This is a genomic window from Wolbachia endosymbiont of Brugia pahangi (assembly GCF_012030695.1).
Lineage (GTDB): Bacteria > Pseudomonadota > Alphaproteobacteria > Rickettsiales > Anaplasmataceae > Wolbachia.
In genome coordinates this window covers 798,108-814,431 of the sequence record NZ_CP050521.1, presented here as the reverse complement: position 1 = coordinate 814,431, position 16,324 = coordinate 798,108, and the positions used below count along the sequence as shown (strand labels likewise).

Annotated in this window: 17 protein-coding genes, 1 tRNA gene, 1 rRNA gene and 2 pseudogenes; 13 read left to right on the top strand and 8 right to left on the bottom strand. The window is 33.9% G+C overall.

Features of this window, described 5'->3' with window-relative positions; translation table 11 throughout:
* The first annotated feature begins 4 nt into the window (after positions 1 to 4).
* Positions 5 to 111, top strand: a 5S ribosomal RNA gene (rrf, locus tag WBP_RS04020).
* 76 nt (positions 112 to 187) lie between these two features.
* On the opposite strand, the gene WBP_RS04015 is transcribed toward rrf, so the two are convergent.
* From WBP_RS04015 to rpmH, 3 genes are all read right to left on the bottom strand, one after another.
* Positions 188 to 463 carry a hypothetical protein gene (locus tag WBP_RS04015; protein WP_246165914.1) on the bottom strand — a complete coding sequence of 92 codons (276 nt, stop codon included), beginning with the start codon at positions 461 to 463 and terminating at the stop codon, positions 188 to 190.
* An 89-nt stretch (positions 464 to 552) separates the two neighbouring features.
* On the bottom strand, positions 553 to 912 hold the full coding sequence (gene rnpA / locus WBP_RS04010) for a ribonuclease P protein component (RefSeq protein WP_167896137.1): 360 nt from the start codon (positions 910 to 912) through the stop codon (positions 553 to 555).
* Positions 905 to 1,039: a 50S ribosomal protein L34 gene (gene rpmH / locus WBP_RS04005; protein WP_011256888.1), complete on the bottom strand. Its 135-nt coding sequence runs from the start codon at positions 1,037 to 1,039 to the stop codon at positions 905 to 907. Before rpmH ends, rnpA begins: the two co-directional genes overlap by 8 nt.
* Positions 1,040 to 1,165: 126 nt before the next feature.
* Here rpmH and pstC point away from each other — a divergent pair, with 126 nt between their 5' ends.
* From pstC to WBP_RS05835, 9 genes and pseudogenes are all read left to right on the top strand, one after another.
* Positions 1,166 to 2,263, top strand: coding sequence for a phosphate ABC transporter permease subunit PstC (gene pstC / locus WBP_RS04000; RefSeq protein WP_179958974.1), 1,098 nt, complete (start codon positions 1,166 to 1,168; stop codon positions 2,261 to 2,263).
* Positions 2,264 to 2,370: 107 nt separating this feature from the next.
* Complete coding sequence (atpD, locus tag WBP_RS03995; RefSeq protein WP_041571591.1) at positions 2,371 to 3,813, top strand: F0F1 ATP synthase subunit beta; 1,443 nt, start codon at positions 2,371 to 2,373, stop codon at positions 3,811 to 3,813.
* A gap of 5 nt (positions 3,814 to 3,818) precedes the next feature.
* A complete protein-coding gene (locus WBP_RS03990; RefSeq protein WP_167896136.1) occupies positions 3,819 to 4,154 on the top strand; it encodes a F0F1 ATP synthase subunit epsilon in 336 nt (111 codons plus the stop codon).
* 754 nt (positions 4,155 to 4,908) lie between these two features.
* On the top strand, positions 4,909 to 5,553 hold the full coding sequence (gene fsa / locus WBP_RS03985; RefSeq protein ID WP_167896135.1) for a fructose-6-phosphate aldolase: 645 nt from the start codon (positions 4,909 to 4,911) through the stop codon (positions 5,551 to 5,553).
* A gap of 908 nt (positions 5,554 to 6,461) precedes the next feature.
* Positions 6,462 to 7,481: an NAD(P)/FAD-dependent oxidoreductase gene (locus WBP_RS03980; protein WP_167896134.1), complete on the top strand. Its 1,020-nt coding sequence runs from the start codon at positions 6,462 to 6,464 to the stop codon at positions 7,479 to 7,481.
* Between the two features lie 41 nt (positions 7,482 to 7,522).
* Positions 7,523 to 8,719 (top strand): phosphoglycerate kinase, encoded by a 1,197-nt coding sequence (locus tag WBP_RS03975; protein WP_179958990.1) that lies wholly within the window; start codon positions 7,523 to 7,525, stop codon positions 8,717 to 8,719.
* A gap of 62 nt (positions 8,720 to 8,781) precedes the next feature.
* Positions 8,782 to 9,607, top strand: a pseudogene (locus tag WBP_RS06420) (EndoU domain-containing protein).
* 107 nt (positions 9,608 to 9,714) lie between these two features.
* Complete coding sequence (locus WBP_RS06050; protein WP_256366182.1) at positions 9,715 to 9,849, top strand: hypothetical protein; 135 nt, start codon at positions 9,715 to 9,717, stop codon at positions 9,847 to 9,849.
* A gap of 162 nt (positions 9,850 to 10,011) precedes the next feature.
* On the top strand, positions 10,012 to 10,203 hold the full coding sequence (locus tag WBP_RS05835; RefSeq protein ID WP_246165911.1) for an N-acetylmuramoyl-L-alanine amidase: 192 nt from the start codon (positions 10,012 to 10,014) through the stop codon (positions 10,201 to 10,203).
* 1,033 nt (positions 10,204 to 11,236) lie between these two features.
* On the opposite strand, the gene WBP_RS06295 is transcribed toward WBP_RS05835, so the two are convergent.
* From WBP_RS06295 to WBP_RS03940, 5 genes and pseudogenes are all read right to left on the bottom strand, one after another.
* Positions 11,237 to 11,653 (bottom strand): YqaA family protein, encoded by a 417-nt coding sequence (locus tag WBP_RS06295; protein WP_088414695.1) that lies wholly within the window; start codon positions 11,651 to 11,653, stop codon positions 11,237 to 11,239.
* A gap of 6 nt (positions 11,654 to 11,659) precedes the next feature.
* Positions 11,660 to 13,032, bottom strand: a pseudogene (cysS, locus tag WBP_RS03955) (cysteine--tRNA ligase).
* A complete protein-coding gene (locus WBP_RS03950; protein ID WP_011256876.1) occupies positions 13,025 to 13,681 on the bottom strand; it encodes an exopolysaccharide biosynthesis protein in 657 nt (218 codons plus the stop codon). Before WBP_RS03950 ends, cysS begins: the two are co-directional and overlap by 8 nt.
* Positions 13,682 to 13,829: 148 nt before the next feature.
* Entirely contained in the window at positions 13,830 to 13,997 is a 168-nt protein-coding gene (gene tatA, locus WBP_RS03945; protein WP_006013840.1) for a twin-arginine translocase TatA, read from the bottom strand.
* 134 nt (positions 13,998 to 14,131) lie between these two features.
* A complete protein-coding gene (locus WBP_RS03940) occupies positions 14,132 to 14,908 on the bottom strand; it encodes an ABC transporter ATP-binding protein (protein ID WP_011256875.1) in 777 nt (258 codons plus the stop codon).
* A gap of 152 nt (positions 14,909 to 15,060) precedes the next feature.
* Between WBP_RS03940 and WBP_RS03935 the strand changes: the two genes are divergently transcribed.
* The 3 genes from WBP_RS03935 (at position 15,061) to WBP_RS05825 (ending at position 16,221) form a co-directional block, all read left to right on the top strand.
* Positions 15,061 to 15,134 (top strand) — tRNA-Arg (locus WBP_RS03935).
* A 347-nt stretch (positions 15,135 to 15,481) separates the two neighbouring features.
* Positions 15,482 to 15,781: an RND family efflux transporter gene (locus WBP_RS05830; protein WP_246165908.1), complete on the top strand. Its 300-nt coding sequence runs from the start codon at positions 15,482 to 15,484 to the stop codon at positions 15,779 to 15,781.
* Complete coding sequence (locus tag WBP_RS05825) at positions 15,733 to 16,221, top strand: efflux RND transporter periplasmic adaptor subunit (protein ID WP_369799989.1); 489 nt, start codon at positions 15,733 to 15,735, stop codon at positions 16,219 to 16,221. Before WBP_RS05830 ends, WBP_RS05825 begins: the two co-directional genes overlap by 49 nt.
* Positions 16,222 to 16,324: the final 103 nt, after the last annotated feature.

Below are 16,324 nucleotides of genomic sequence, written 5' to 3'. Positions count from 1 at the left end.
TTAACTTGGTGGTTTTAGCAAAAATGAAACACCCGATCCCATCTCGAATTCGGAAGTGAAACTTTTTAGCGCTGATGGTACTTGAAAAGGGAGAGTAGGTCGCTGCCAAGTTTATAAAAATTTCTTTATTAATTAAGTGATAAACATACTTTTATTTTAATTCCCTTGTTTTTTTAATTTCTGCTTTTTAGTAAATTTGCCTGCCTTTTCTTATATTTCCTTGATTGTTTTTTATTATATTGTCTAGTTTTGTTCCTACTTCTTCTTTATATAATTGATTTTCTTTTAAAAGAGAATAACTGATTTCTAATAACATTACATTACTTTCTGCCTCTAATAATTTTTGTTGCTTGAATGCTGCCTTCCAATCTATCCATGTTCCTTTTCCATTTTCTTTAGAGGGAAATAAAGATCCATACATCTCACTAAAGTTTGTATCACTTGCCTCTTTTATGTGCGCCATCATTCACCACACCTATTAATCAATTTTAAAAATTTTACCTATGTTATCATAAATAATATAGTTGTAAATACCTTAATTGAGATTTTTTCTTATTTTATTTTTTTTAAGCAAATAGTTATATCTTTCCGTAAGTTTTTATAACTTGCTTGCATAATATTTTTATGAGTTAATATTATGTAGTAGTACCCTATATTACTTATATCTAAAATATTAATTCTAGCAAGTACTCGTAATCGTCTTTTGATTTTGTTTCTTTTTGTTGCTTTTCCGGCTTTTTTACTAATAACAATACCTACCCTGATGATGTCAACATGCTTTTCAGGCGCTCTCTCTTTTATAGCATATAATGATATATAAAGCCCACGGTAAAAAAGATTACTAAGTGCTAGTTTGTTTTTAAAGGCAAGTGAAAAATCTTTTTTTTTATGCTTGATAACTTGATTATGCACATAATTTTTTACACCCTAATGAACGACGTCTATTGAGGATTTTCCTTCCAGCTCTTGTTGCCATACGCGAACGAAAACCGTGCCTACGTTTTCTTATCAAATTTTTTGGTTGAAATGTTCTTTTCATTGTTTTTATAAATACAATTAGCTATTTTAAATTGTTTTACTTTATTGTCAAATGATGGTTGCATTATATGTATTGAATGCTCTTAAAAATTGTATTCCCGTAAAATAAGATTCGATATGTGAGCAAATGAATTCATTGACAATGATCCTTTTCATACCTGTACTACTGATTCTTTTATTTTCCTTCAGCAAGTTTCAGCGGATGGACAAGGTTAAAATTTATTTATGCCTTAGTTGTGTATGGATGTTAACTTGGTCGTTAATACTCTGTGACGATTACTTTATAACTTCTGTTTCCATAGCATTCCTTTTTTTCATGTTTGCTTTTATTTTTAAGAGTAGAAGAAGTAAGGTAATCAAATTTTCATTATTTGTGGCTCTAGCCATATCGTTTTTTATCACTTTATTTATAATGCTATCTATTCTTACTCAGTCTATTGAATTTTTTAAAAAGGTATCTATTTCAGAATTCTTGTTTTGCTTAAAATGGGGCCACAGTGTACTAACTATCAATGAAGAAAAGGTAAGGTGTTTCGGTATAACTCCGCTTTTGGTTGGTACATTAGTTATAACTATTGTGGCAATGCTAGTTGCTGTTCCGCTAGGTTTATTTTCTGCGATATATATTAGTGAATATGCAAGTGAGAAAGTACGTTACATTGTTAATACAACGTTGCAAGTTTTGTCTGCTATTCCTACGATTGTATATGGATATTTCTCGGTTGTATTTTTATCTTCCTTTGTAAAGCAGATAGCAAGTTTTTTTGGGTTAAATATACACTCAGAGAGTGCCTTAGTTGCTGGTTTATCGATAGGGATAATGATTCTACCTTTTATTATTTCTTTATTAGAGGATGCGATCAGGTCTGTGCCAAAAAGCTTGCGTTATGGCTTTATGGCGTTGGGAGCAACTCCAGCAGAAACTATATGGCACATAACAATACCTTATGCAATGCCTACAATTTTAAGTGCAATTTTATTATCGATTTCAAGAGTAATAGGCGAAACAATGATAGTACTGATGGCTGTGGGAATCAACTCGAACTTGACTTTCAATCCTCTTAATTCAGTTACTACCATTACTGTACAAATCGCTACATTACTTACCGGGGATCAGGATTTCAATAGCATACAAACTCTTGCTGCTTATGCGCTTAGTTTAGTACTATTTATTATTACTTGGTTATTGAATGCTTTTGCATTGTTTATAATAAAGCGTAATTAGCAAATGTTGTTGCAAAATTTCTATTTATAATATAAAATTTATTTTTTTCAGAGTTCTTTAGGGGCTTTTTTTGTTAAATTATAGTGTTAGATGATAAAAGTAAAGAAATGAATGTAGGTAGAACGGTTAAGGTAACTCAAGCAGTTGTTGATTTAAAATTTGAAGGCGAACTACCCAGAATATTTAATGCTTTAAAGAGCAAACTAGAATATAGAGGTAAGGAGCTAATTTTAGAGGTTTCACAGCATATAGGTGACAATATAGTCCGTTGTATTGCTATGGATAGCACAAATGGTGTATCAAGAAATGACGAGTTTGTTGATACAGGTGCACCAATATCAGTTCCGGTTGGGCGTTCAACTTTAGGAAGGATTTTTAATGTTGTTGGAGAGGTTATAGATGAATGTGGCCCACTGAAAGGAAAGTATGATTTAGAATCCATACACAGAGTGCCTCCAAGTTTTACTGAACAGAAAATACAGGAAGAAGTTTTAGTTACGGGAATAAAAGTTATAGATCTTCTTGCTCCTTACCTTAAAGGAGGAAAAATTGGCTTGTTTGGTGGAGCTGGTGTCGGTAAAACAGTTCTAATAATGGAGTTGATTAATAATATAGCAAAAGCTCATAAAGGATTTTCTGTGTTTGCCGGGGTAGGGGAGAGAACACGTGAGGGTAATGACCTTTATCACGAGATGATCACTTCAAATGTAATAAATGTCAATGAACACGAAAAATCTCAAGCTGTTTTGGTTTATGGTCAGATGAATGAACCTCCAGGAGCAAGGGCTAGAGTTGCTTTGACAGCACTAACTATGGCAGAGTATTTTCGTGATCATGAAAACCAAGATGTTCTATTTTTTGTGGACAATATCTTCCGTTTTACACAAGCTGGTTCGGAAATTTCTGCTTTGCTTGGAAGAATGCCTTCAGCTGTTGGTTATCAGCCAACCCTTGCAACAGATATGGGTGCAATGCAGGAGAGAATAGCTTCGACTACTTCAGGCTCTATTACTTCTGTACAAGCTATATATGTTCCTGCAGATGATCTAACTGATCCGGCTCCAGCAGCTACATTCTCTCACCTTGATTCAACCACAGTATTGTCAAGACAAATAGCTGAAATGGGTATATATCCTGCTGTTGATCCGCTTGATTCAACATCTCAATCTTTGTCTGCTGAAATTGTTGGTGAAGAGCATTATAAGGTAACTTCTGAGGTAAAACGTATATTGCAAACTTATAAATCATTGCAAGATATTATTGCCATACTTGGTATGGATGAACTGTCTGATGAGGATAAAATTACTGTTGATAGAGCTCGTAAAATTCAGAAGTTTTTTTCTCAACCTTTTCATGTTGCGGAAGTATTTACTGGTATGCCTGGTAAATTTGTTTCACTTTCTGATACTGTTTCCAGTTTTAAAGGGATTGTTGAAGGCGAGTATGACCACTTGCCAGAGGCTGCATTTTATATGGTAGGGAATATAGATGAAGCGATAAAAAAGGCTGAATTAATCAAGGATGAAACTAAAGTTGGAGCTAAAAGTTAAGAGTTATGAAAGTACAATTTTTCTCTCCTGATAATCAGATTTCATTCAAAAGGGTAGTGTCTCTTTCGGTAAATGGGCTCGAAGGGGAGCTGGTGATTTTAGCTCACCATTCTCCTTACTTAATTTATTTATTACCTAGTGTAATTACTGTTAAAACTGTTATCCAGAAGGAGAAGAAGGTTGTGATTGATAATGGAATATTGGAAGTTGCAGGTAATAGTTGTAACATTATGACAAATCAAGTTCAGATTTTTGATCATGTGATTCATGATGAAGAGCTACTTAAAAATAAGAGAATTAGTATGTATTTAAGTTATCTTAATGGTAAATTTCTTTCTTAGCTATTTTAAGCAAAAAGTCGATTATCATTCAAGCAGCTGTAAGGTTTTTGCTCATGGTGCTCTTTTTTTGTTATCCCAATGCCCAGAAACACAACTGTATGAACACTGTGGTTTTGAGTTTACAGGAGGGTGTCATCTCAGCGCCCATTCTTGTTATTTAAGTGTATGACACTAGGATTTAGGAAAAAGAATGATGTCATCCTAGTACTCAGACATACAACTGTACAAGCATTGCGATTTAGACCTACCAATGGGGTATTATCCCAGTGCTCCTTCCTTGTTATCCAAGTGTATAACACTAAGATCCAGCTTTCCATGCAGTCTCATCGAAAATGTTTATTTCAAGTAAAGCCAGCTTGCTTTTATGCTTATCAACTCGGTATGCTTACTTACAACCAGAATTCCTGGATCTTAGTGTCAAGCACTGGGGTGATAGCAGTATTTGATATCTTGTATTTACCCTACTACAACATAGAAAGTTCTTACAGCTGCATGTCCGAGCACTGGTATGAAATCATTCTGGTAGGGATTGCTCTCAAAATACAATGTTCGTACAGTTATGTGTTAAGCTACTTGGATAACATCTTTCTTCTTGGTACAAATTACTCTTATTTGATGTTTGTACAGTTATGCTTGGGTGACATCAGCAAATTGGTGTCTTATTCTACCATAACTCGGGAAGTTCACACGGTTATAAGTCAGGCAGTATGATGGCAAGATTCTACAGGGATATTTTTTTTCGTGGGAGGTTAATATGGAAATTTTTCTTGATAGCGTTGATTTAAATGAAATTGAAGAACTGAAAGAGTTCATTGATGGTATAACAACCAATCCTTCTTTAATAGCAAAATCTGGGCGTAAAGATAAATACGAGGGTTTAATAAGTGAGATATGCTCTATTATAACAGGGCCTGTTAGTGTTGAAGTTGTTGCAAGTAACCATGAAGATATGGTTAAAGAAGGCCTTAAGTTAACAAAAATTGCTAGTAATATTGTAGTAAAATTGCCTCTTACATATGAAGGATTAATTTCTTGTAAAAAGTTGTGGACAGAGCATAAAATACCTGCTAATATAACACTATGTTTTTCTCCTGGACAAGCACTGCTTGCCGCTAAGGCCGGTGCTTGTTTTATTTCTCCCTTTGTTGGTCGCCTTGATGATATAAGCTATGATGGCTTGTTGCTAATAGAAGATATATGCACTATATATTCTAATTATGGATTTGATACTAAGATTCTCGTTGCATCGGTAAGGAGTCCAACACATGTAATAGAAGCCGCAAGGCTTGGTGCTAATTCAATTACTGTGCCAGCAAAAGTGCTTAGACAATTACTTAACCATCCACTTACCGACCGGGGGCTTGCAATATTTGAAAAAGACTGGAGTACAAAACAGTAAACAATCAAAGGAATTTGCTAAGTGAGAAAAGGCAAAAACATATTAACCTAAAGCATATGAAGCTTTGCTATTTTACAATCTAATGTTAAAAATCATAGATATACTAGTTAGCTTTTTGACTTAAGAATAAAAGTCAAGTGTCAGATGTTATGCTGCTACTGTTACTATGAAAAACCTTTTCACACGTGAAGTTGGTAATATGTTATTACTACCATAAGGGCGATAAGCTACACAGCGTAGAGAACCACACAGCTATAGGCATCTGAGATTTAGGAAAAATGCAGCATACATATGACCATGTGCATCTGTATATCCTAAAGAGGATACATTACACTTTTTACTGAATTTTGTTGTTTTATCTGTAGGACGAGGTATATTTTAAGCTCTCTAAATACCTCTGCTATCATTATAATGAGGTTTAAGTATGCAGAAGTAATTTTTATAGCTCTGTTTCTACGGCTTAAAAAAGCCTGGATTACATTTTGCTTCATAGTTGCAACTAACCTTGAGCTGTAAATATTTAAGAAGCTTACCAAATGGAAAAAAAGGTGAAGGAAACTCTGTGGTAGAAGTTGCTTACTCTCTAATCCTGCAAATTGGTGTGCTATACTATCTTAAATGCTTTATAAGCGCGTTTCAGCTCATATAGATAAAAACCCTAGAAATCTTGTGAAGACATAAGGTACACATAGTGCAAAAAATTAAATATAAGGTGCCAACTACGTTAATAATCTTGTTGTTTAATCTGCACAAATTGAAAGTAACTAATATCTTCAGTACTATGGTAAGAGGTCTAGCAAAATGTGTCAAGTAATTTTGCCATTTAATTCATGGCATCGTTTTTGTAGTTTGACTAATTGACCTTATTAACAAAGTCAAATAATATCTAAGTAAATTACCACCTGAATATGGAAACTGATATAGTAGTAATAGGTGCAGGACCTGTTGGAATATTTACCGCTTTTCAAGCAGGAATGCTTGATATGAGATGTCATATAATAGATGTTTTAGATCAAGCGGGAGGACAATGCACTGCTCTTTACCCAGAAAAACCAATATACGATATACCTGGCTATCCCGTAATTACTGCTCAAAAATTAATTGAGCAATTAATAGAACAGGCTTCACCATTTGAGCCTATTTACCATTTAAGTCAAAGAGTGGAAGAAATTGCGAATAATGACAGTCAAAGTTTTATTGTAGTAACGAGCGCAGGTACGAAGGTGAAATGCAAGGCTATTATCATTGCTGCAGGCAATGGAATGTTTGAACCTAACCGTCCACCCCTTAGTGGTATATTAGAATATGAAAATAAATCCGTATTTTATAACGTGAATAAAATTTCTGATTTTCAGGACAAAATCATAGTGATTGCAGGAGGAGGCGATTCTGCAGCTGATTGGACCGTAGAACTCTCTAAAGTTGCAAAGAAAATTTATGTGATACATCGAAGAAAAGAATTTCGTTGCGTTTCTGAAACGAGAAATAAATTAAAATTACTTGAAAGTAGCGGAAGGATAGAACTTGTAGTGCCATATCAACTACACAAGCTAACGGGAAACGATGGGCAGTTGAGTGCGGTGATAATAAAAAATATTACCTCTAAGGAAGAAAAAAAAATATCCGCTGATTTCTTACTGCCGTTTTTTGGACTATCAATGGATTTGGGTCCAATAGGCAGTTGGGATATACAGTTAGAACGTAGCCGCGTAGTTGTTGACCAAGCTACACTTAGAACTAGTAGAGATAGGATATATGCAATTGGAGATGTAGCTGCTTATTTGGGCAAACTAAAGTTGATATTAAATGGTTTTGCCGAGAGTACCATGGCTTGTTATGACATATATAAAGTGATCCACAATTCTCCGGTTAATTTTCAATATTCAACTTCAAAGGGAGTACGTGGAAAAAAAAGCGATTTACTTTAGGTCAAACTGCTGCATAGTGGCTTTATAGCTTTAATTTTATGATGAATATACCTAATATAGAAAATTGTGATCTTCACGGTAAAGCTGTCTTACTTAGAGTTGACTTCAATATTCCTATAAAGAATGGGAAAGTGCACGATGCTACTCGTGTTTTGAGGTCATTACCTACCATTCGGCATTTGGTAAATGCAGGTGCAAAGGTTATTATTATATCACACTTTGGACGCCCAAGTGCCAAAGACAATAATCTTTCACTAAAAAATGTGGTTAAAACTTTATCACAGCTATTAAATAAAGAGGTAAAATTTGTTGATGATTGTATTGGTAAAAAAGTACAAAAAGTAGTGAATGCGATAGCTATAAGAGATGTAATATTACTAGAAAATCTAAGATTTTATAAGGAAGAAGAGCAAAATGACGCAAATTTTGCCAAACAATTGGCGTCTCTAGCGGATGTATATGTTAATGATGCATTTTCTTGCTCTCACAGAGCTCACGCTTCTATTTCACGCATTACAGAATTTTTGCCTTCCTATGCAGGATTTTGCTTACAAGATGAACTAAGATATCTTGAGAAGGCTGTATCATTTGAGGCTAAACCTATTACTGCAATAGTTGGGGGGGCTAAAATATCAACTAAAATAAAAATGCTTATAAGATTAGCAGAAAAGGTCGATTATCTAGTCCTCGGTGGTGCAATTGCTAACAATTTTTTATTATTTAATAAAGTTAATATAGGCAAATCTTTCTTTCAAAATGGCGTTGATAGTCTTCTGCATGATGTTGTTAAAATAGCAGATAAAAACAATTGCAAAATAGTTATACCTGAAGATGTTCTGATTGCAGTAAACTCTGATTATAGCACTTGCATTTTAAGAAAAACTGAATCTGTTTTGGATAATGATGTGATTTTAGATATAGGACCTCAAACTTTAAGCACAATAAGTAGTATAGTAGCAAGCAGTAAGGCTCTACTATGGAATGGACCTATTGGTGTTTTTGAACATTCAGCTTTTGCAAATGGTACAATAGAGGTGATGAAAGTCGTAAGTGACTCAACACATAAAGGAAAATTGACCAGCGTAATAGGAGGAGGGGATAGTTTATCTGCAATAAATGCTGCAGGTCTTACTGATAAAGATTTTACATATGTTTCAACTGGTGGAGGGGCATTTTTGAGTTGGCTTAGCGGTGACAAGATGCCAGGGATTGCTGCGCTGCAATCTATGTTAAATTAAAGCTTTTTTAATTTAAATTGTTTGCTTGTACCCTAACTTTTTTATGAAGTTGTATTGCAGTTGTGTTAAAGAGAGATAAACTAGTTTTATGCTTAATAATACCGATAATAGGATTTCTTTTTTATATTAAGGGTCATTGTTTTAGTGGTGCAAATTCACGAACTAACTTTGAACCATTTTTTCGAGATAGATTCTTCAGGTCCAAACTATATCCCGTCGCTTCCAGAGCTGACTGATTTTGATAGAGAAATGTTAAGAGTTTGCGTGATTGGGGTCGCATCCTGGTAAGGAGGATTTCAGAATTTTGCTTGATTGTTCACAGCATTAAGAATTAGTAGGAAAAATATATGATAAGCTTAATCATCGGGTGATTACACCGGATGCAGATTTAAAGTTATTTAAGGATAAACTAACTAAGATTTAGTTCACAAATAGTGGAATTAAAAAAGAAACTATGGGATTTGGGCATATTTTTTATGGTGAGCCAGATGAAATAGGATTAGGTGGTATGATTTTGGAGTAAGTATGGTTGAGGCTCAAGAAGATAAATGGGCAAGTGCAATCTGGAACAATAAATTCCAGTGCAATAAATTGGATACCAAACGCTGGTTTGTATGCTTGAAGTGAAATATTTAGGTAAGGATGGAAAAGTGAAAATTAAGTGCCCAGATGAGCATGCATATAACCCTCATGCTGATGATATCTTAGATTCTACAACCAAAGCGTTTGTGAGAAATTAGAAAAAGATGGAATGTGCTATATAAAATGGAAGATTATAGTTATCAATCAGTATTTGTGAGAAAAAATAGTGCTATTCTTACGTTCTATCCTGATTTAACATCAAAATGTAATGATAAAAGTACTAATTGTAGCTGCAGCAAACCTTGATAGGCACACTGGCTAGAAAAAAGTTAAATAAATATCATTTTATATGTACTATATTAATTTAGTTATATTACAGATAGTTTCTGCGATTTGTGGGATGTTAGAACTGCATGAAGTTTATAGTAAGCAAATATCTATCAGCTCTGTTTGCCTCTGTGCTTTTGTTGCTTGTTGTGACTTCAATGCTTACTGTATCTGAGCAACAATTTTATTCAAATAGCATTGAGGAAGATTTTCAAGATTAAAAAAAATCTACCATCCTTAAAAAGTCTGCTATTTTTAGACCCTGCACCAAATTTAAATTATGATGGTAGAGATGACAGAAAGATATTGATGGTAATAGTGCACCATATCGAATCCCGACATTAAAAAGCACAAAAGATGCGTTAAATTTCAGAAGAATATCAGTGCAGCTTACTGTTAATAGAAATGGTAGCATTATTTTGATGGTTCCATTAGAAAAAAGGGCATGGCATGCTGGTATCAGTTGTGCAAGAGTTCAAGTAGATAGTGTGATTAAAGAACTACAGAAGCTGAATGATTGTTCTATAGGCATAGAAATTGTGAACACAGGACTTGAACCTTTCCCAGGAGAATAAATAAAATCTGTCAAAGATCTGATTTTATATCTTATGAAACGCTTTAAGATTAAGAAAGATATGGTATTTAATCACGCTGAAATAGGCACTATAGTATATAACTCAGCTATTGAGGTCTACGTGGGGTGCGTAAGCCTGATCCACATAAGTTGTTTGATTGGAAATTATTAGAAAAATGGCATTGGATTGCATATAGGTGATAAGGTCAGTCCTAAAGACATGGAGCAAAAAGTAAGTGAGATTTTGTGTGAGGCGGTGATAAAAGTGAGAATATTTTAAAATTAAGAAAAAGGTCAAACAATTTTTTTTAAAAAATATTGCCTTGAAATGACAAAGAGAACAATGTAATTTTTCCTGATAGTAACACTGATTACACAGAGAGTTTGAAGAGAATTTTGCATGGGTCATCAATCAGTTTTCAATAAGCCATTACCAAAAGAGATCATAAAAGAGTTGCTTCCAAAGCTAGACAGGAAGATATTTTGCCTGAACTTTTAGCGAGTATGGCAGTTATGTTTTCAAAAATTCACATCTTTGAGTGATAGAATTAAGTTAAGTTTACAAACACCATTTTTAAATAAAATAGATTACAAGTGTTTATTGTCCTCTCTTGCATAATATAAAAATAGCATTTCTTCTGATGCTTTGCTACGTTAATGTATAATATCAAGCGTATTACAGCTCTTATCTAAGATACAATATAAGATCTTCACTTTATATACCGTTTAAGCCTAATATTTTAGTAAAGTTAGATATATTAAAGAATGAAGTATTGTCTTTAAAGCCTGTAAGCCCTGAAAAAGTTGTAGAAGTTTCAAATTTGATTGATAAGTTTAGGTTAAAAATTTTGACTGATTTTCAAAATTTTGAGAAGCAATGGTTTCAAGAATTTAAGAACACTTGGAAGCAAAAACTTATGCCTAATATGATAAGAGAATATCTTGGACTGCACTGCACGAAGATATATTAAATATTTAGAAAAGTAGAGGGAGAGTTTTAAAAACTAATAGCTAGCTCAGCTAATTGATAATAACTATTGAACAGTAATGATTAGGCATAACAAGTAAAAAAGATTAGATAAAATGGTTAATAAAGTAAAGATACTGAGGTTTAATTTAAAATAACCTGATAAAACTTGTATTACGCTTCCAAATGCTGGCACCCACGAGAGTAATGCAACTGCATAGATCAGTAGGTTTTTTATGATTCTTGGTGTTTTATACTCGTTCTCTAATTTGTGGTATGATTTCCTAATAGAAATTGTTATTCTACCTAAGTACCAATTGACCATTCCACCAATGCTTGATCCCAGTACTCCAAAGAGTAACGTAAGTAGTGGATTATAATATGACCTGAAATACAACATAGTATAAAACACAAAACTTTGGTGTATAGGTAAGATCAGCGATGATACTAGGTTATCTGTGAACAACAGGAGATAATTTTCCATATGAATTTACCAGGTTGTTGTACCGTCTTCATTGTCAGAAATTGTAACTCCCATTTGTTTTAATTGATCTCTTATTTTATCTGCAGCATCGTAATCTTTATTTTGTTTTGCTACTTTTCTTAAATCTATCAATCTTTTTATTTCTTGATAACTTATACCGGCAGTGAACCACTCTTGATAGCTTGACTCAAGAAGACCAATAAACCTTGCGCTCTTAATAAAACTTTCAGTTAATTTGAGCTTCTCATTCTCATTATTTGTTTTATTAATTTTGGTAGCCATTTCATGCAATATAGCTAAAGCTTCAGGAATATTTAGGTCGTTTTTTAAAGTTTCTATAAAGTCTCTAGAGACTTCTACATCACTCTTTTCGATGCTTGCTATATCTATACCACGTAGTAACCGATAAAATTTATTTAAAGTTTCTTGCGATTCAGAAATAACACTTTCTGTCCAATCTAGTGGTTTTCTGTAGTGAGTTTTGAACAGTGCGTAACGTATTACTTCACCCTTTATTCCGCTATCCAGTAAATCTCTTACCTTGACTATATTAAATAAAGATTTGCTCATTTTCTCTTTGTTTACTGTAAGAGAACCATTATGTACCCAATATTTTGCAAACATTGATCCAGCAAATGCAGATTTATTTTGTGCAATTTCATTTTCATGATGAGGAAATTGCAAATCTATACCACCACCATGAATATCAAAATCTTTGCCGAGGTAAGCATATGACATTGCTGAACATTCTATGTGCCATCCTGGTCTTCCTTCTCCCCATGGGCTATTCCAGTAACTTGAAAGCTTGTAATCAGTGTCGTTTGCAGGTTTCCACAGTACGAAATCTCCTGGATGCTTTTTATTTTCGCCAACTTCAACTCTGCTACCATGCTCCAATTCATCAATTTTTTTTCCTGATAGAGCGCCATACTCAGGGTAAGACTCTATGCTAAAGTATATATGTTTATTGGATTCATAAGCGTGACCAGATTGCAATAAATATTCGATTAATTCGATAATGTATTTTATATTTTCCGCTGCTTTTGGCTCATGTGTTGGTTCTACACAATTTATGCTTCTCATATCTTCGTGAAAAGCCCTAGTATAATATGTGCTGATACTTTCTATACTGCTGTCTTTCTCATTTGCTGCATTTATTATCTTATCGTCAATGTCGGTTATATTACGCACGTAAGTGGCTTTGCCATAACAAAATTTAAGCAGTTGAAATAACACGTCGTAAACAACAATAGAACGTGCATTACCTATGTGTGCTGTATCATATACCGTTGGTCCGCAAACATACATTGTTACATGATCTTTATTGATCGGTGTAAAAAGCTCTTTTTTTTTGTTAAAGTGTTGTAAAGCCTAACCATATACAAAACTTTTTAGAAAAGAAAATGCTCCAAGTATGAGCTGTGGTCCTTTGACTAGTACAACAAGAGTAAGTAATAACCCGCACAGTGATACTAAGACTCCCAAGATAGAGAGAAGTCCGTCTTTACTCATAATGCCAAGTGAAATGAGAGTTGTGCCGATTGCAGGAATAAAGTTAGTTAAAGGCAGTGGAATGGCTATAGATAATGCGCAGAGCAGCATTATAAATGCTAAAATCTTTTCGCCTGGTCCATAGAAAATAAAAGACATTCTTGGTCTCATGAACTTTTCTATTTTTTTTAACGCAGGGGAAGTTTTTTCTACCACAAGAGCTAGCGTTGAACATTGGAAAGATTTCCTTTCCAACCAGTGAGGCATCCAAGGAGAGTGGAAACCAAACAAAAGCTGTAGTGCGAATAGGATTAGAGGTATAGAAAGTATAGTTGTATAGCCAGGTGGAACTGGTATAGGCACCGATAGTGGCAAGGAAAAAATAATTATTAAAATACCAAAACCGCGCTCTTGCAAAGCTGCTTTAACATCAAACAATGTCACTTTATCGTTATTAGCATTATTGGTGTCTGCAACTTCTTTTAGAATGTCAGACGCTAATTTTTTATTTTCGGCTAGTTTCTCACTTTTTTGCACAGTTACCCTTCAACAAACTATTCCTTCTAATTAACACAATTGTCGCCGTATTTCAATCTGATATTTCACCTCTCTTTAATTCTTTAACCTAACCAAGTTTTTAACAAATGATACGCACTGAAAGTGCATATCATGAAGTATGAAGACGCTAACGATCTGGTTCGTTAGATGATAGTTTCTCTGAGTCCTTAAGTTCTTGTTTAAGGTTTTTAATACCTTTTCCTAAGTCACCCATAACTTGTGGTAACCTACCTGCGCCAAACAGAACTAATATTATTATTAAGACTAGAAATAATTGCCATGGGCCTAAACTCATTGTGTACCTCCATTTAAGATGTTAATTTAGATATTAAAACCCGACTGAAGTCAAGTAATTATATCACCTTTTATTTAATTATAGATCAAAATTTTTTAATGTTTAGTTCTATTTTATAATAATTTTAGACTAGATTATTTTCTTACAGCAAATGCGCCATCAAGTGGAAACTTCTCACCTAACTGTAGAGTAGAAGAGAGTTCACTAAAGAACTTTGCTAGCGTATCATCTTTAGGCCTGTGATATATATCACTAGAAATTCCCGACTGAATAATTCTACCATTTTTCATTACATAGATAAAATCTGCGACTTTCAATGCTTCTTGCGGGTCATGAGTTACCATTAGCACAGGAATGTTTTTACTTCTAAAGAGAGATAATATACGTTGTCTTATTTGACACTTTAATAGTATATCTAAGTTAGAAAATGGCTCGTCGAGCAAAACAACATCAGGGTTTTGTGCCATTACTCTTGCTATTGCAACTAATTGTTGCTGCCCTCCAGATAAAGCATTAGGATACATGTTTTCATATTTTGCTATGTTCAATAGTTTCAAAATTTCCAATGCAATGAGATGCTTTTCTTTCTTGGAAGAACTGCGAATAGCAAAAGTTACGTTCTCTACTACTGTTTTGTGAGGAAATAATGCAGAATGCTGAAAGATCAATCCGATATTTCTATGCTCTATGGCAATTGATGTGCTACTGCTTGCAACTAGCTTATCATTTATAAAAATGGTTCCAGATTTTGGATTTTCTATTCCTGCAATTAGTTTCAGAATTGTTGACTTGCCGCAGCCTGAATGCCCCAATAGACACGCAACTTTTCCTCTTTTTACTTTAATGTTTATGTTATTTAAAGCAAAGTCATCTTGATTGTTATAAAGATAACTGATGTTGTTAACTAACATTAACCTTTCAACTTAAACTGTGTTATTAAGTATAATAACATTGTACTCAAGAAATATACAAAAATGTTTTATGCTGTTGTAAATTGGTTATGCTAGAGATCTAGGAGAATGCAGGATTTTTGCTATAATCTTGCACAAATAATAGAAAACACGGGACTATAGCTCAGTAGGATAGAGCGTTGGATTCCTAATCCGAAGGTCGTGCGTTCAAGTCGCACTAGTCCCATTGTGGGCTTATTTACAGAACTATTTGTGAAGTGGCAATGGAAGCAATATACTCACTTAGTATTCCTAATTCAAAAATTTAATTTATGCGATCGTTTTAACAAAATTGGTCAACAAATTTTATTACTTAAAGATGAGAAGTAAAGTAATCATTATTTCTGGTATTGCTCCTATTCTACTGTTTTTTATTAAAAATGTGTTTTTAAAGAAAAGTCAAGTGGTTTATGTAATAATATAACTAATGGCTTTTCAGTAAAAGTTCAAAAATAATGAAGCGCGAAATCTCACTGTATATTTGAATTTTTCTGGTACAGTAAATCCCTTACATAGGCCAACCTTACCTTGGAAGTGAGTGGTAAAGTTGCTGCTATTTATTTATCTGATGGTGGGAAGGTAAAAAAGGATGATGTAGTGTTGAAAATAGAAGATCATGGCAGAGCTGAACAAGTTGAAAAGGCCAGAGCTTTGTTAAAGCAGCGCGAAGTTGAATATGACTACTCGATCAAGCTTAGTAAAAGAGGCTATAAAGCGCAAGTACAAGTAGAGGCAGCTTTTTTACTGCGTTGCAAAAGTGCAAAAGCTGACCTAAAGAGGCTAGAATTGAATTTAGAAGTACTGCAGTTAAGTCTCCTATTGATGGCTACGTAGATAAAATCCACGTAAACAAAGGGGATTTTATTAACGCTGGTCAAAAAATAACTGACGTGGCTAATTTTGATCAAGTTCTTGTGGTGTTATACCTTTCGGAAGGTGAAGTAAACAAGGTAAAACTAGGCAGCACAGCTCAAATTGATTTGCTAGACGAAAGGAAATTGGAGGGCAAAGTAAGTTTTGTTAGTAAAATTGTTGAATCTAAAACTGGATCTTATAGGGTAGAGGTGAAGATAATTAATGATGAAATTATGTTTTTGCAAGGACCAACTGCCAATGTAAAGCTGCTTTTGGGCAAAAAGTTTGCATGTAAGATTCCTTCTTTGGCTCTTGGCTTAAATGATGAAGGTATTCTTGGGGTAAAGATAGTTGATGACAATAATTATGTAGTATTTACACCAATAAAAATCATTGACCGTAAGAGCGATGGAGTTTGAATAGTGGCAAATAACAAAGATAAGCCTATAAAATTAATAGCATTAGGCTACTCGTTTGTTAAATCTGGTATAGGGTTTAACTTTCAGGAGCCCAAGTTTTTTT

Excerpts from the sequence above, each read along its gene's own strand:
- WBP_RS04015 (WP_246165914.1), bottom strand. The coding sequence starts at position 463 with ATGGCGCACATAAAAGAGGCAAGTGATACAAACTTTAGTGAGATGTAT.
- pstC (WP_179958974.1), top strand. The coding sequence starts at position 1,166 with ATGAATTCATTGACAATGATCCTTTTCATACCTGTACTACTGATTCTT.
- tatA (WP_006013840.1), bottom strand. The coding sequence starts at position 13,997 with ATGAGTTTAGGCCCATGGCAATTATTTCTAGTCTTAATAATAATATTA.
- WBP_RS03940 (WP_011256875.1), bottom strand. The coding sequence starts at position 14,908 with ATGTTAGTTAACAACATCAGTTATCTTTATAACAATCAAGATGACTTT.
- WBP_RS06050 (WP_256366182.1), top strand. The coding sequence starts at position 9,715 with ATGAAGTTTATAGTAAGCAAATATCTATCAGCTCTGTTTGCCTCTGTG.
- WBP_RS06295 (WP_088414695.1), bottom strand. The coding sequence starts at position 11,653 with ATGGAAAATTATCTCCTGTTGTTCACAGATAACCTAGTATCATCGCTG.
- WBP_RS03990 (WP_167896136.1), top strand. The coding sequence starts at position 3,819 with ATGAAAGTACAATTTTTCTCTCCTGATAATCAGATTTCATTCAAAAGG.
- WBP_RS03975 (WP_179958990.1), top strand. The coding sequence starts at position 7,523 with ATGAATATACCTAATATAGAAAATTGTGATCTTCACGGTAAAGCTGTC.
- WBP_RS03980 (WP_167896134.1), top strand. The coding sequence starts at position 6,462 with ATGGAAACTGATATAGTAGTAATAGGTGCAGGACCTGTTGGAATATTT.
- atpD (WP_041571591.1), top strand. The coding sequence starts at position 2,371 with ATGAATGTAGGTAGAACGGTTAAGGTAACTCAAGCAGTTGTTGATTTA.
- fsa (WP_167896135.1), top strand. The coding sequence starts at position 4,909 with ATGGAAATTTTTCTTGATAGCGTTGATTTAAATGAAATTGAAGAACTG.
- rpmH (WP_011256888.1), bottom strand. The coding sequence starts at position 1,039 with ATGAAAAGAACATTTCAACCAAAAAATTTGATAAGAAAACGTAGGCAC.